Below are 13390 nucleotides of genomic sequence, written 5' to 3'. Positions count from 1 at the left end.
GGCGCGGGTGCGGCGGGACGTACGCCGGGCGGGTGGCGCCAGGGCGTCGCGGCGGGCGATAAATCGCTGGCCCGGGCCCCGCGCCGGCGGCAGCCTGGGGCCATGGAAGAACCGCACCAGCGCGTCCGCGCGCTCCGCACGGACACGACCGTCACCGTCTACCAGGCCTACTCCCCCGCCATCGGCCTGCCCGCCGCGCGCGAGGGGCGGTTCCCGGCGTCCTGGAAGCGGGACCGGATGACGTGGATCAAGCCGTCGTTCCTGTGGATGATGTACCGCTGCGGCTGGGCGGCCAAGGAGGCCCAGGAGACCGTCCTCGCCGTCGAGATCCGCCGGGCCGGTTTCGAGTGGGCGCTGCGCCACGCCTGCCTCTCGCACTACCGCGCCGGGCTGCACGCCTCCCCGGAGGCGTGGCGGCGGGAGCTGCGCGACGCCCCCGCCCGCGTCCAGTGGGACCCGGAGCGCGACCTGCACCTGCGCCCGCTGCCGTACCGGTCCCTCCAGCTGGGCCTGGCGGGCGAGGCGGCCCGGCGGTACGCGGACGAGTGGACGGTGTCGATCACCGACGTCACGCCGCTCGCCCACGAGGTCCACGCCCTGGTCCGCGCGGGCGACCTCGACGGCGCACGGCGGCTGCTGCCCCGGGAGGAGCCGTACCCGACGCCCGACGGACTGCTGGACCGGCTGGTCGGCACGGGCCCGGCGGTTGCCGCGTGAGCACCGCGGCCCTCCCCCCGCCACGGACCCCGTGACGGCGGGAGGGCCGCACCCCGTACGCGACGGGGTGCGGCCCTCGGCCGCGGGTGGGGTGGTGCCTCAGCCGCGGATCAGGTTGCGCAGCACGTACTGCATGATGCCGCCGTTGCGGTAGTAGTCCGCCTCGCCGGGGGTGTCGATGCGGACGACCGCGTCGAACTCGACGCCGGTGTCGGTGGTGACCTTCACCGTGCGGGGCGTGGTGCCCTCGTTCAGCTCGGTGACGCCCGCGATGGAGAAGGTCTCCTCGCCGGTCAGGCCGAGCGACTCGGCGGACGCGCCCTCCGGGAACTGGAGCGGCAGGACGCCCATGCCGATGAGGTTCGAGCGGTGGATGCGCTCGTAGGACTCGGCGATGACGGCCTTGACGCCGAGGAGCGCGGTGCCCTTGGCGGCCCAGTCGCGGGACGAGCCGGAGCCGTACTCCTTGCCGGCCAGGACGACGAGCGGGATGCCCTGCTCGATGTAGTTGCGGGAGGCGTCGTAGATGAACGACACCGGAGCACCTTCGTCGGCCCGGGTGAAGTCGCGGGTGTAGCCGCCCTCGGTGCCCGGCGCGATCTGGTTGCGCAGGCGGATGTTGGCGAACGTGCCGCGGATCATGACCTCGTGGTTGCCGCGGCGCGAGCCGTAGCTGTTGAAGTCGCGGCGCTCGACGCCGTGCTCCGTGAGGTACTGGCCGGCCGGGGTGTCGGCCTTGATGGCGCCGGCCGGGGAGATGTGGTCGGTGGTGACCGAGTCGCCCAGCTTGGCGAGGACGCGGGCGCCGGTGATGTCGGCGACCGGCGTCGTCTCCATGGTCATGCCCTCGAAGTACGGGGGCTTGCGCACGTAGGTGGACTGCGGGTCCCACTCGAAGGTGTCGCCGGTCGGGATGGACAGCGCCTGCCACTGGGCGTCGCCCGCGAAGACGTCCTGGTAGGACTTGTTGAACATGTCCTCGCCGATGGCGTTGGCGACGACGTCGTTCACCTCGGCCTCGGAGGGCCAGATGTCCTTCAGGAAGACCGGGTTGCCGTCCTGGTCGGTGCCGAGGGCGTCCTTGGTGATGTCCACCTTCATGGAACCCGCGAGGGCGTACGCGACGACCAGCGGCGGGGAGGCCAGGTAGTTCATCTTGACGTCGGGGTTGATCCGGCCCTCGAAGTTCCGGTTGCCGGAGAGGACCGAGGTGACCGCGAGGTCGTGGTCGTTGACCGCCTTGGAGACCTCCTCCGGCAGCGGGCCGGAGTTGCCGATGCAGGTGGTGCAGCCGTAGCCGACGAGGTTGAAGCCGACCTTGTCGAGGTACGGGGTGAGGCCCGCCTTGTCGAAGTAGTCGGTGACGACCTTCGAGCCCGGGGCGAGGGTGGTCTTGACCCACGGCTTGCGGGTCAGGCCCTTCTCGACCGCCTTCTTCGCCACGAGCGCCGCGGCGACCATGACGTACGGGTTCGAGGTGTTGGTGCAGGAGGTGATCGCGGCGACGGTGACGGCGCCGTGGTCGATCTCGTACGTCGAGCCGTCGGCGGCGGTGACGGTGACCGGGCGGGACGGGACCGCCTCGCCCGTGGCCTCGTCGTGCTGCGGGGCGCCGGCGCCGTTGTCGTCGTGGCCGTACGCCGGGGCGTCGGAGGCCGGGAACGACTCGGCGCTCGCCTCGTCGACGGGGGAGGCCACGCCGTGCGGCTGCTCCTGCTGCGGGACGCCCGGCTTGCGGTCGTCGCCGCCGGTCACGCCCGCCTCGACGTAGTTGAGGACGTCACGCTTGAACTGCTCGGCGGCCTCGGCGAGGACGATGCGGTCCTGCGGGCGCTTCGGGCCGGCGATGGAGGGGACGACCGTGGAGAGGTCGAGCTCCAGCTTCTCGGAGAAGTCCGGCTCGGCGGCCGGGTCCAGCCACAGGCCCTGCTCCTTGGCGTACGCCTCGACGAGCGCGACCTGCTGCTCGGAGCGGCCGGTGAGCTTGAGGTACTTCAGCGTCTCGTCGTCGATCGGGAAGATCGCGGCGGTGGAGCCGAACTCGGGCGACATGTTGCCGATGGTGGCGCGGTTCGCGAGGGAGGTGGCGGCGACGCCCTCACCGTAGAACTCGACGAACTTGCCGACGACGCCGTGCTTGCGCAGCATCTCGGTGATGGTGAGCACCAGGTCGGTGGCGGTGGTGCCGGTGGGCAGCTCGCCGGTCAGCTTGAAGCCGACGACGCGCGGGATGAGCATGGAGACCGGCTGACCCAGCATGGCGGCCTCGGCCTCGATGCCACCGACGCCCCAGCCGAGCACACCGAGGCCGTTGACCATGGTGGTGTGGGAGTCGGTGCCGACGAGGGTGTCGGGGTACGCCTGGCCGCCCCGGACCATGACGGTGCGGGCCAGGTGCTCGATGTTCACCTGGTGGACGATGCCGGTGCCGGGCGGGACGACCTTGAACTCGTCGAAGGCGGTCTGGCCCCAGCGCAGGAACTGGTAGCGCTCCTTGTTGCGGCCGTACTCCAGCTCGACGTTCTGGCCGAAGGCCTCCGCGGTGCCGAACTTGTCGGCGATGACGGAGTGGTCGATGACCAGCTCGGCCGGGGCGAGCGGGTTGATCTTCGACGGGTCGCCGCCGAGCTCCTTGACGGCCTCACGCATGGTGGCGAGGTCCACCACACACGGCACACCGGTGAAGTCCTGCATGATCACGCGGGCGGGGGTGAACTGGATCTCCTGGCTCGGCTGCGCCTGGGAGTCCCACCCGCCGAGGGCCCGGATGTGGTCGGCGGTGATGTTCGCGCCGTCCTCGGTGCGGAGCAGGTTCTCCAGCAGGACCTTGAGGCTGTACGGCAGGCGGGCGGAGCCCTCCACCTTGTCCAGCCGGAAGATCTCGTACGACTCGTCGCCCACGCGCAGCGTGCTGCGGGCGTCGAAGCTGTTCGCCGACACGACAGTCTCCTTCATCAATGTGCGCGTTCAACCGCATCCTGCCGCCAGGGCTTCTCGCCGATCCGCTAAGGTAAGGCTCAGTTAGGTGACCCTTACCCTCACGGGCGACCGCGGTGCGTCGTCAGCAGATATCTCGATGTCGAGATAACTCTAGTACATCACCGCTGCCCGGTCATGCCCGGGCGCGACCGGAAGGTGTCCCGGGCCCCTCCCGGCCGACCGAGCCCGGGCCCGGCGGCACCCCCCAGCGGCCGGTCGGTACGACGTCCGCCGGAGCCCGCAGGGCCGCACCGGCCCCCGCCGCGCCGCGGCGCCCCCGGCGGAAAGCCCGCCGCACACCCGTGACGCCCGCCGCGGCACACCACGGCGCGCGCCGAAACGGAATTCCGCGCACCGGGTCTTTGCGCGCATGGGCCGTGAGTCAACGCGGGCGTTGTCCGGGGCTTTCCGGCGTTGTTAGTTTCCGCGCATGACTGAAACGGTGATTCGCACGGAAGACAATCTGCTCACCCTCATCAACGTCTTCGAGGTGGAGGCCTCGAAGCAGGACGAACTCGTGGCGCTCCTCAACGAGGGCGTCGAGAAGGTGTTCCGGCACCGGCCCGGGTTCGTCTCGGCGACCGTGCTCGTCGGCAAGGACGGCACGAAGGTCGTGAACCTCGCCCAGTGGCGCAGCCAGGAGGACATCCAGGCGACCCTCGCCGACCCCGCCGCCCAGGAGTACGGCCGCAAGACGGCCGCCCTCGGCAAGCCCGCGCCGGGCGTCTACTCGGTGGCATCGGTCTTCGGCGCCGCCTGAGCGGGTGGGGCCGCCCGCCGGGACGCACCCCACACCTCCCTCCGACCGGAGAAGGGACGGACTCGTGTCGAGCACTGGCACCGCCACGACACTCGGTGCGAAATTCGCCGCCATTCTGACCGATCCCCGGGGTGTGCCCGGCGAGCGTGCCCCGCTGGCCGCGCGCCTGAAGTACGCGCTCGTCATCCGGCGCTACGAATTCCTCCCCGTCTATGTTCCGCTCGTCCTCACACCGGCCCTTCTGGGCGCGCGTTCCTGGGGGGAATTCGCGTCGCTCGACGCGGTGCTCGCCCTGGTCTACGTCATCTCCGGCCTCCAGGTCGCGAACATGACGAACGCCCTGGCCGACCGCGAGCAGGACAGACAGCTGAAGTCGCGGCAGTCGGACGCCGTGTACGGGCTGGGCGTGCCGCGCGTCGTGGCGCACATCGCCGTGTCGACGGCCGTCTGCGCGGCCCTCGCCCTCTACCTCACCGTGCGGGCCCAGCAGTGGGGGATGCTGCTGCCGGCGCTCGCCGCCGGGCTCATCGGCTTCCAGTACTCCCTGCCGCCGCTGCACCTCAAGAGCGCCGGGCTGTGGCAGCTGCTCGCGTTGCAGAACGGCTGCGTGTTCCTGCCGGGCCTGTTCGTGCTGTGGTCCTTCGGCCATCCGCTGGAGTGGGGGTCGGTCGTCGCCGTCCTCGGCTTCGCACTGGCCCTGACCTCCCTCTTCGTCACCAGCCACGGCGAGGACTACCTCGTGGACGGGCGCTTCGGCATCCGCACCTACGTGCGCGCCCTGGGGCTGGTCCGGGCGTTCCGGGTGCAGCTGGCGATGCTCGTCGCGGGCGGGGTGCTGATCCTCGTCTCCGTGCCGGCGACGTTCGGCTTCTCGTGGGGGCTGCTGCCGTTCCTCGCCGCCTGGCTGGTGAGCATCCGGTTCCTCGACGCCGTCGTGCGCGACGTGCGCCGGGCGCCGCTCCACGAGGCCGTCGCCGACCTGCACGGGAAGTCGCTCCTCGGGCCGTACCACTCCTCCCTGCTCAGCTGGGCGACGGTGGTGCTCGCCGCCTCCGTCCTGATCGGACGGTGACCCGCGCATGACCGTCGACCACCCCGAGGTCACGGCCGGCACGGCAGCCGTCGACGCGGCGCTGCGGACCTTCCTCGCCGAGCGCCGGGCCGGGGCCGCGGCGATCGGCGAGGGCTACGCCACGGCGGTCGCCGACCTGGAGGAGTACGTGCTGCGCGGCGGCAAGCGGGTGCGGCCGACGTTCGCCTGGACCGGCTGGCTGGGCGCCGGCGGCGACCCGGACGGCCCGACCGCCCCGGCGGTGCTGCGGACCTGCGCGGCGCTGGAGCTGCTGCACGCCTCGGCGCTGATCCACGACGACATCGTCGACGCGTCCCGCACCCGCCGCGGCTTCCCCTCGGCGCACGTCGCCTTCGCCGACCGGCACCGGGAACGGGGCTGGTCGGGCGACCCCGACGCGTACGGCACGGGCGCCGCCCTCCTCGTCGGCGACCTCGCCCTCGTCTGGGCCGACGACCTGGTCCGCACGTCGGGGCTGCCGGCGGACGCCATGACCCGCGTCGGCCCGGTCTGGTCCGCGATGCGCACCGAGGTCCTGTGCGGGCAGCTCCTCGACCTGGCGGCCGAGGCCCGCGGCGACGAGAGCGCCGACGCCGCGCTGCTCAAGGACCGGTACAAGACGGCCTCGTACACGGTGGAGCGGCCCCTGCACGTCGGCGCGGCCGCCGCCGGCGCCGACCAGGGCCTCGTCGCCGCGTACCGGGCCTTCGGCGCCGACATCGGCCTCGCCTTCCAGCTGCGTGACGACGTGCTGGGCGTCTTCGGCGACCCGGAGGTGACCGGCAAGCCGTCGGGGGACGACATCCGCGAGGGCAAGCGCACGGTGCTGCTGGCCACGGCCCTGCGACGGGCGGACGACCGGGACCCGGCAGCGGCGCGCTTCCTCCGCAGCAGGATCGGCACGGACGTCTCCGAGGACGACCTCGACTCGGTCCGCGCCATCCTCGTCGGCCTGGGCGCGGTCGCGTACGTCGAGCGCGAGATCACCCGCCGCCGCGACCGGGCCGTCGCCGTCCTGGAGCGCAGCGCCGCGACCCGCCCCGCGCGGGAACGTCTCGCGGCGATGGCCCTCAGCGCGACGCAGCGGAGCCGGTGAGGAGGGTGTCGCGGCCCACCGGAGGCCAGGCGGCCCCGGGGGCCGGGCCGGTGGCCGGGGGCCGGGTGGCCCCCCCCGGGCCTGAGGCCGGTGCCGGACAGCCCTGGGGGCAGGGTGGTCCGGGGGCCGGTGCCGGTGCCGGTCAGTCCTGGGGGCCGGGTGGTCAGGGGGCCTGGGGCCGGTGCCGGTGCCGTTTAATCCCGGGGCCGTTTAATCCCGGGGCCGGATGGCCCCGGGGCCGGATGGTCCCGGTTGTCGGGTAGCCCCGGGGCCGGATGGTCCCGGTTGTCGGGTGGCCCCGGGGTCGGGTGGTCTGGGGGCCGGTGGCCAGGGGTCGGGGTCCCGTCGGGTGATCCCAGGGGCCGGTGGCCGGGTGGTCCCGGGGCCGGTGATCGAACCGTCGGTGGTCTGGTGCTCCTTTCCCGGTGCCCCGGCGTCTCGGCGCCCCTCCATCGCCCCCGTGTGGCCCTGTCCGCCCCGGCGCGCCGGTGTGTCCCGGGGCCCCGCGGTCGGGCGGCCTGCGCGGCGGCCGGCCCGTCGCGGGGCCTGGGGTGCGGGGGGGGTGGGGTGGGGTGCCGGGGCGCGGCGGCGCCGGGCGCGGGGTCGTGTCGTACGTCGTCGTCGTCAGGAGGCGGCGCCGGGCGCCCTGCCGGGGCGCTCCGCTGAGTGGGCCGCTGCCGCGCCGCCCGCCACCGTCAGGTGGAGGCGGCCCGTCAGCACCCGGACCCGTCGGTGCAGCGCTGCCGGGTTGAGGCGGGCGTGGGTGTCGGCGAGGATCGCCTTGTCCTCCGCGCTCACCGCGGGGTGGCGCGCGGTACGCCGCAGCGGCGTGGCCGTGTCGTACTCCTTGCGCCGCCGCCCGTCCGGGCCGGTCACCCGTACCGAGTGCTGCTGCGGGGAGAAGTGGTTCGTCAGCTGTGACAGCGTCGCCCAGATCCGGTTGAGCAGCAGGGCCTGCGCGCGGGTGTCGTAGCGGTGGCCGGCGGTGACGGCGTGCAGCGTGCTCCAGTTCTTCTGCCCGACGTGGTGGTTACCGGCCCGGGAGGGGCGGGCGCGGGTGAGGGTGACCCCGCGCTGCTCGCACCATCTCAGCAGCATCTCCCCGGTCCGGGCGTCACCGTGGGCGCCTGACTCGATGCCGAGGACGGGGAAGGGGAGCGTACCGGCGATCTCGTCCAGCGCGTACGGCAGCCAGTTGACGGCGCGGACGGTGCGGTTCTCGGACCAGCCGGTGGCGATGTCGGTCGCGGACACGGTCAGGAGGTGGCCGCCCCGCTCCCCGTGTGCGTCCCGCTCCGGCTCCCCGTGCCCGTCACGCCCGCCGCCGGCGTCGTGGTGGACGACCGCGACCTCCAGGAAGCCGGGCCTGGAGTGGTCCCACTCCGCGAAGGTGAGCAGGGGCGGTTCGTCCCGCAGCAGCGAACCGGGCCGGATGCGTGCGACCGGGACCGGGTCGGACCGGCGGCGCAGCGGCGCCAGACGGCGGTCGATCGTCGCGGCGGACATCCCCGTCAGGAGCGCCGCGGTCTCGTCGTCGACGGCCAGCTCACCGTGGCGGCGCAGTACGGGCACCAGCTCGGGCAGTACCGGCGCGAGCCGCTTGCCCGCGGGCATGTCGAGGATCGTCCAGCAGAAGGTGAGCGCGGCGACGACGTCCGCGTCATAGGGGGTCCGCCCTCCCCGCGCGGGCCTGGCCGGCCGGGGTCGGGAGGCGTCCAGCAGCGCGCGGCGGGCGTGGCTGCGGTGCCATCCCGTGGCGGCGCACACCCGGTCGAGGATCCGTGACTTCTCCCGCTTGCCGGCGCGGGCGTACCGGGTGGCGTACGCGTGGGTGAGTGCCCGGCGCTCGGCGAGCGTGACGGCCCGCCCGGCGGGTGGCGCGGCGGGCTCGGCGGGCTCGGCGGGCTCGTCCGTCGCGACAGCCGCGGAGGCCTCGCGCGTCGGGGATACCGCGGTGGGTGGCGGGGTGAGACGGGGCTCCGTGGGGCGAGGCTCCGCGGGGCGGGGCTCCGCGGGGCGGGGCTCCCGCGCGGGCCGCCGGGGCGCGGCAGCCGATCCGGCAGCCCGGCCCGCCGGTCCGGCGGTCGGCTCCCCGGTGCGCCGCCCACCGGCGGTCAGCCTCCCGGCGGGCGGCTCCCCGGCGGGCGGCCGGCCGGCGGGCGGTGGGGCCGGCGCGGCGGTGGGGCCGCCGTCGACGGAACGCAGCGGCACGCGCGCCGGGACCCGTTCCCGGGGCGGTGGTGCTGCTGCCGGGCGTGTGTGCGTACGGGCCTCGGTCCTGACGGGGACCACGGCTTCGGCCGAGCTGGTCAACGCTCCCCCATACGGCTGGGGCCTCCCTCTGAGGCTCCTCACCCGTACGTCGGACGAGCGGACGCCCGGATCGACAATCCGGTGCGATCAGTCGCCGAGTTCTTCCAGGCGCGACTCCAGGAACTCGCGCTCGACGGCGTTCTCGGTGACGCGCAGCGCCTCGCGGTAGGCCGTCCGCGCCTCGCCGGCCCGCCCCAGCCGCCGCAGGAAGTCGGCGCGGGCGGCGGCGAGGTACTGGTAGCCGGCCAGCTGTCGTTCGGCGACCAGCTCGTCGAGCGCGGCCAGGCCGGCGGCGGGCCCCCGCGCCTGGCCGACGGCGATGGCCCGGTTGAGCGCCACGACGGGCGACGGCCACACCCGCAGCATCGTGTCGTACAGGTCGACGATGCGGGGCCAGTCGGTGGCCTCCCAGCCGGGGGCGCGCGCGTGGACGGCGGCGACGGCGGCCATGAGCGCGTACCGCGTGGGCGGCCGGTGCCGCAGGGCGGTCCCGGCCAGCCGTAGCCCCTCCTGGATCTGCGCGGCGTCCCAGCGCGTGCGGTCCTGTTCGGAGAGCGGCGCGAGGGAGCCGTCGGGGCGCGTGCGGGTGTGCCGCCGGGCGTCGGTCAGCAGGATGAGCGCCAGCAGCCCGGCCGGCCCGGACCTGCCGGGCAGCAGCTGGTGCAGGACGCGGGCGAGGTGCTCGGCGCGTTCGACCAGGTCGCGGCGTTGGAGCCGGTCGCCGGACGGGGCGGTGTAGCCGGTGCTGAAGACGAGGTGGACGACGTCGAGGACGGCGTCCACGCGCGCGGGCAGCTCCTCGGGCGGGGGCTCCCGGTAGGGGATGCGGGCCGCCTTGATCTTCTTCTTGCCGCGGGTGATGCGGGCGGCCATCGCCGGTTCGGAGACGAGCAGCGCGCGGGCGGTCTCCGCGGTGGACAGACCGCACACCAGCCGCAGGGTGAGGCCCACACGGGTGTCGACGTCGAGCGACGGGTGGCAGCAGGTGAAGATCAGCCGCAGCCGGTCGTCTGGGATGTCCCGGCCCGCGATGTCCTGGTCGGCGGGGGGCGCGGTGTCGTCCTCGGCGAGCAGCGGCAGCTTGTCGCGCAGGGTGTCGCGGCGGCGGACGACATCCACGGCGCGGCGCCGGGCGACGGTGGTGAGCCACGCCTCGGGCCGGTCCGGTACGCCGCCGCCGGCCCACTGCGTGAGCGCCTGGGCGTACGCCTCCTGCACGCACTCCTCGGCCAGGTCGAGGTCGCGGGTGACCCGTACGGTCGCCGCGAGCACGAAGCCCCACTGCCGGCGGTGGGCGTCGGCGACCACCGACGCGACGGTCGCGTCCATCGGGGGGTCGTCGATGTCAGGCGTCCGGTGTCGGCCGGACGGAGCGGATCGGGCGAACCTCGACGCCTCCGTGCGGTACGGGGACCTGTCCGGCGACGGCGAGCGCCTCGTCCAGGTCGGCGGCCTCGACGAGGAAGTACCCGGCGACGACCTCCTTGGACTCGACGAACGCGCCGTCGCTGATCCGCACGCCGCCGTCGACGTCCCGCCGGGCGGACACGGCCGCGGAGGTCGGCGCCAGTCGCCTGCCCTCGCGCACCCGGGTGGCGTTGCGCGCCATGAACCGCTGGAACTCGTCGACGAGCGCGGCGTCGTCCGCCGGCTCCAGGGCACTCGTCCGCGCCTCGTCCTCGTAGATCAACAGCAAGTACTCTGCCACCGCTCCGTGCCCTTCGCTGCCCCCGGCAACCGCCCGCTCACGGTACAACACCGGGCGTGCGGAGGGTCGCCGGCGAAAAGCGCGACGACGCCGCCCCTTTCTCCCACCCGGCGGCGGGGGCGGGACGGGAGATCACAGGATCTTCACCGGTGGGCGTGTCGTGGGAGCGCGGCCGCCCACGGGCCCCGGCCCCCGCGACGACGGCCACGTCATGCCGTGCGGAGGCGGGGCGGCGGGGCCGACCGGGTGGCTCAGCGGCCGTCGGTCCGTACGGTCCCGTCGGTACGGGCGGTCCCGTCGGTACGGGCGGTCCCGTCGGTCCGTACGGTCCCGTCGGTACGGGCGGCTCCGGTGGTCGGGTCGCCGGTGGGCGCCGGGGCTCCGGCGGACGCGCCGCCGGCCGCGGCGGGCTCGTGCCGGTCGGCCGGCGGGGCCGGGTGCGCCTCCTCCGTGAGGCCGATACGGGCGTGCAGCCGGCTCAGCGCGGGCGGCGCCCACCAGTTGAAACGGCCCATCAGCCGCATCATGGCCGGGGCGAGCAGGCAGCGGACGACGACGGCGTCCACCAGGACCGTCAGGGCGAGCCCCAGCCCGAAGAGCTGCATGAACGACACCTTCGACACGCCCATGCCGATCAGGACGATGGCCATGAGGAGCGCGGCGGCGGTGAAGACGCGACCGGTCCTGGCGACGCCCATCGCGACGGCGTGCGTGTTGTCCTCGGTGGTGGTGCGGCCGGAGGCGAGCCACTCCTCGCGGATGCGGGAGAGCAGGAACACCTCGTAGTCCATCGACAGGCCGAACGCCAGACAGAACATCAGGACCGGGATGTTGGCGACGAGGTAGCCGGTCGGCGTGAAGCCGAGAAGGCCGGAGAGGTGGCCCTCCTGGAAGACCCAGACCATCGCGCCGAACGCGGCGGCGAGCGACAGCGTGTTCATCAGCAGCGCCTTCACGGGCAGCACCACGCTGCCGGTGAAGAGGAACAGCAGCACGAACATGGTGAGCGCGATGAGCGCGGCCGCGTACGGCAGCGGCCCGGTGAGGGCGTCCAGCACGTCCTGGTTCTCGGCCGCGGCGCCGGCGAAGAGCGCCTCGCCCGGTCCCCGTACGTCGCGCAGGGCGGTCAGCAGCCGCTCGCCGTCGTCGGAGTACGGGTCGACGGCGGTGCCGACGCGGACGACGGCGCCCGCGTCGTTCACCATCCCGGCCGCGGCGGGGCCGACCTGCGCCCCGTCGGCGAAGGTGCCGCCGCCGCTCACGACGGTCGACACGCCGTCGACACGGGAGAGCGCCGTGGCGTACGGGGCGAGTTCGCGGGCCCCGCCGTCGAAGCCGGGCAGCACGACGGTCATCGAGGCGGCGGCGTCCTGGGCGAACTCCTCCCGCAGCAGGTCGCCGACCTGGCGGCTCTCGGCGGCGGACGCGGCGATCACCCGGTCGTCGGGGTACCCCCACTTGGACGACAGGAAGGGCGCGCCGAGCACCAGCAGACCGACGGTGGTGAGGACGGCGACGGGCACGGCGCGGCGCGTGACGGCCACGACCATCCGGTACCAGCGGCTCTCCTCCGGCGCGACCCACCGCGGCGGTTTCATCCCGAACCAGCGACGCAGCGGGACGCGGACGTCGTACCTGTCGACGCGGTGGCCGAGCAGGGTGAGGGCCGCGGGCAGCACCAGGACGGCGGCGAGGGCCGCGGCGAGCACGACGGCGACGCCGACGTACGCGAACGACTTGAGGAAGAACATCGGGAAGACGATGAGCGCGGCGAGGGCGAGCGCCACCGTCACCGCGGAGAACATGACGGTACGGCCGGCCGTCTGGACGGTGCGCAGGACCGCGGCGGGGACGTCGAGGCCGTTGCGCAGCTCCTCGCGGAACCGGCTCACCATGAAGAGGCTGTAGTCGATGCCGAGGGCGAGCCCGAGCACGGTGGTCATGTTGAGGGCGTAGATGGACACGTCCGCGAAGGTGGTGACCAGGCGCAGGATGGCGAGCGTCGTCACGATGGAGACCGCGCCGATGAGCAGCGGCAGGCCGGCCGCGACGAGGCTGCCGAAGACGACGACGAGCACGATGAGGGAGATGGGGAAGGCCACGGCTTCGCCGATGGTGGCGTCCCGGGTGACCTGACTCTCCATCTCGGCGGTGAGCGGGCCGTAGCCGCCGACCCGCACGGTGACCCCCTCCGGCCGCGGGAGGTCCGCCTTCACCCGCTCCGCGATCTTCGGCAGGTCGGTGTCGCTGGCGTCGATGCGCGCCATGACGAGACCGCTGGCGCCGTCCTCGCTGCGCAGCGCGGCACCGGCCTGCGGCCCGAGGGTCCAGTAGGACTGCACGCCCTCGATGTCGTCGCGCGCGCCCATCCACTCCGTGATCCGCGCGCCCGCGCGGCGCGCCGCGGCGCTGTCGACGCCCGCGCCCGCGGCCGCCCCGGCACCCGCGTCGGCCCCGGCGCCGGTGGTCACGGCGACGATGAGGTTGGGCTGGGCGCCGTCGAAGTGCTCGTTGACGAGCTTCGCGGCACGGGCCGACTCGGAGTCCGGCGAGGTGTACCCGCCGGCCTTCAGCCGATCCGTCACCGACGCACCGAAGACGCCGCAGAAGACCACGACCAGTAGCGCGCCGACGAGGACCCATTTCGGCCGATTGATGGCGAGACGGGCAAGTCGGGTCAACATCGCTGTATCCCTACCGGGTTTCCCCTGGCATGTTGCTTGTGGTGATGTTCCGGCATAACTT

At 73.9% G+C, this 13390-nt stretch carries 9 protein-coding genes; 4 read left to right on the top strand and 5 right to left on the bottom strand.

Going from position 1 to position 13390, the window contains the following annotated elements; translation table 11 throughout:
- Positions 1-102 precede the first annotated feature (102 nt).
- On the top strand, positions 103-717 hold the full coding sequence (locus tag NRO40_RS23450) for a DUF4291 domain-containing protein (protein ID WP_058941399.1): 615 nt from the start codon (positions 103-105) through the stop codon (positions 715-717).
- A gap of 99 nt (positions 718-816) precedes the next feature.
- On the opposite strand, the gene NRO40_RS23445 is transcribed toward NRO40_RS23450, so the two are convergent.
- Positions 817-3657, bottom strand: a complete 2841-nt coding sequence (locus tag NRO40_RS23445; protein ID WP_058941400.1) for an aconitate hydratase — start codon at positions 3655-3657, stop codon at positions 817-819.
- A gap of 469 nt (positions 3658-4126) precedes the next feature.
- Here NRO40_RS23445 and NRO40_RS23440 point away from each other — a divergent pair, with 469 nt between their 5' ends.
- From NRO40_RS23440 to NRO40_RS23430, 3 genes are all read left to right on the top strand, one after another.
- The gene (locus NRO40_RS23440; protein WP_058941401.1) at positions 4127-4456 is read left to right on the top strand and encodes a putative quinol monooxygenase; all 330 of its coding nucleotides are present in this window, start codon (positions 4127-4129) and stop codon (positions 4454-4456) included.
- Between the two features lie 133 nt (positions 4457-4589).
- The gene (locus NRO40_RS23435; RefSeq protein WP_058941402.1) at positions 4590-5528 is read left to right on the top strand and encodes a UbiA prenyltransferase family protein; all 939 of its coding nucleotides are present in this window, start codon (positions 4590-4592) and stop codon (positions 5526-5528) included.
- A 7-nt stretch (positions 5529-5535) separates the two neighbouring features.
- A complete protein-coding gene (locus NRO40_RS23430) occupies positions 5536-6624 on the top strand; it encodes a polyprenyl synthetase family protein (RefSeq protein ID WP_058941403.1) in 1089 nt (362 codons plus the stop codon).
- A 624-nt stretch (positions 6625-7248) separates the two neighbouring features.
- On the opposite strand, the gene NRO40_RS23425 is transcribed toward NRO40_RS23430, so the two are convergent.
- From NRO40_RS23425 to NRO40_RS23410, 4 genes are all read right to left on the bottom strand, one after another.
- Positions 7249-8835 carry a hypothetical protein gene (locus NRO40_RS23425; protein WP_058941404.1) on the bottom strand — a complete coding sequence of 529 codons (1587 nt, stop codon included), beginning with the start codon at positions 8833-8835 and terminating at the stop codon, positions 7249-7251.
- 189 nt (positions 8836-9024) lie between these two features.
- Complete coding sequence (locus NRO40_RS23420) at positions 9025-10266, bottom strand: RNA polymerase sigma factor (RefSeq protein WP_058941405.1); 1242 nt, start codon at positions 10264-10266, stop codon at positions 9025-9027.
- A gap of 16 nt (positions 10267-10282) precedes the next feature.
- On the bottom strand, positions 10283-10645 hold the full coding sequence (locus NRO40_RS23415; protein ID WP_079046931.1) for a YciI family protein: 363 nt from the start codon (positions 10643-10645) through the stop codon (positions 10283-10285).
- Between the two features lie 251 nt (positions 10646-10896).
- Positions 10897-13329, bottom strand: a complete 2433-nt coding sequence (locus tag NRO40_RS23410; RefSeq protein WP_079046932.1) for an MMPL family transporter — start codon at positions 13327-13329, stop codon at positions 10897-10899.
- Positions 13330-13390: the final 61 nt, after the last annotated feature.

The organism is Streptomyces changanensis (genome assembly GCF_024600715.1).
GTDB lineage: Bacteria > Actinomycetota > Actinomycetes > Streptomycetales > Streptomycetaceae > Streptomyces > Streptomyces changanensis.
This window is presented reverse-complemented; position numbering and strand designations above follow the sequence as displayed.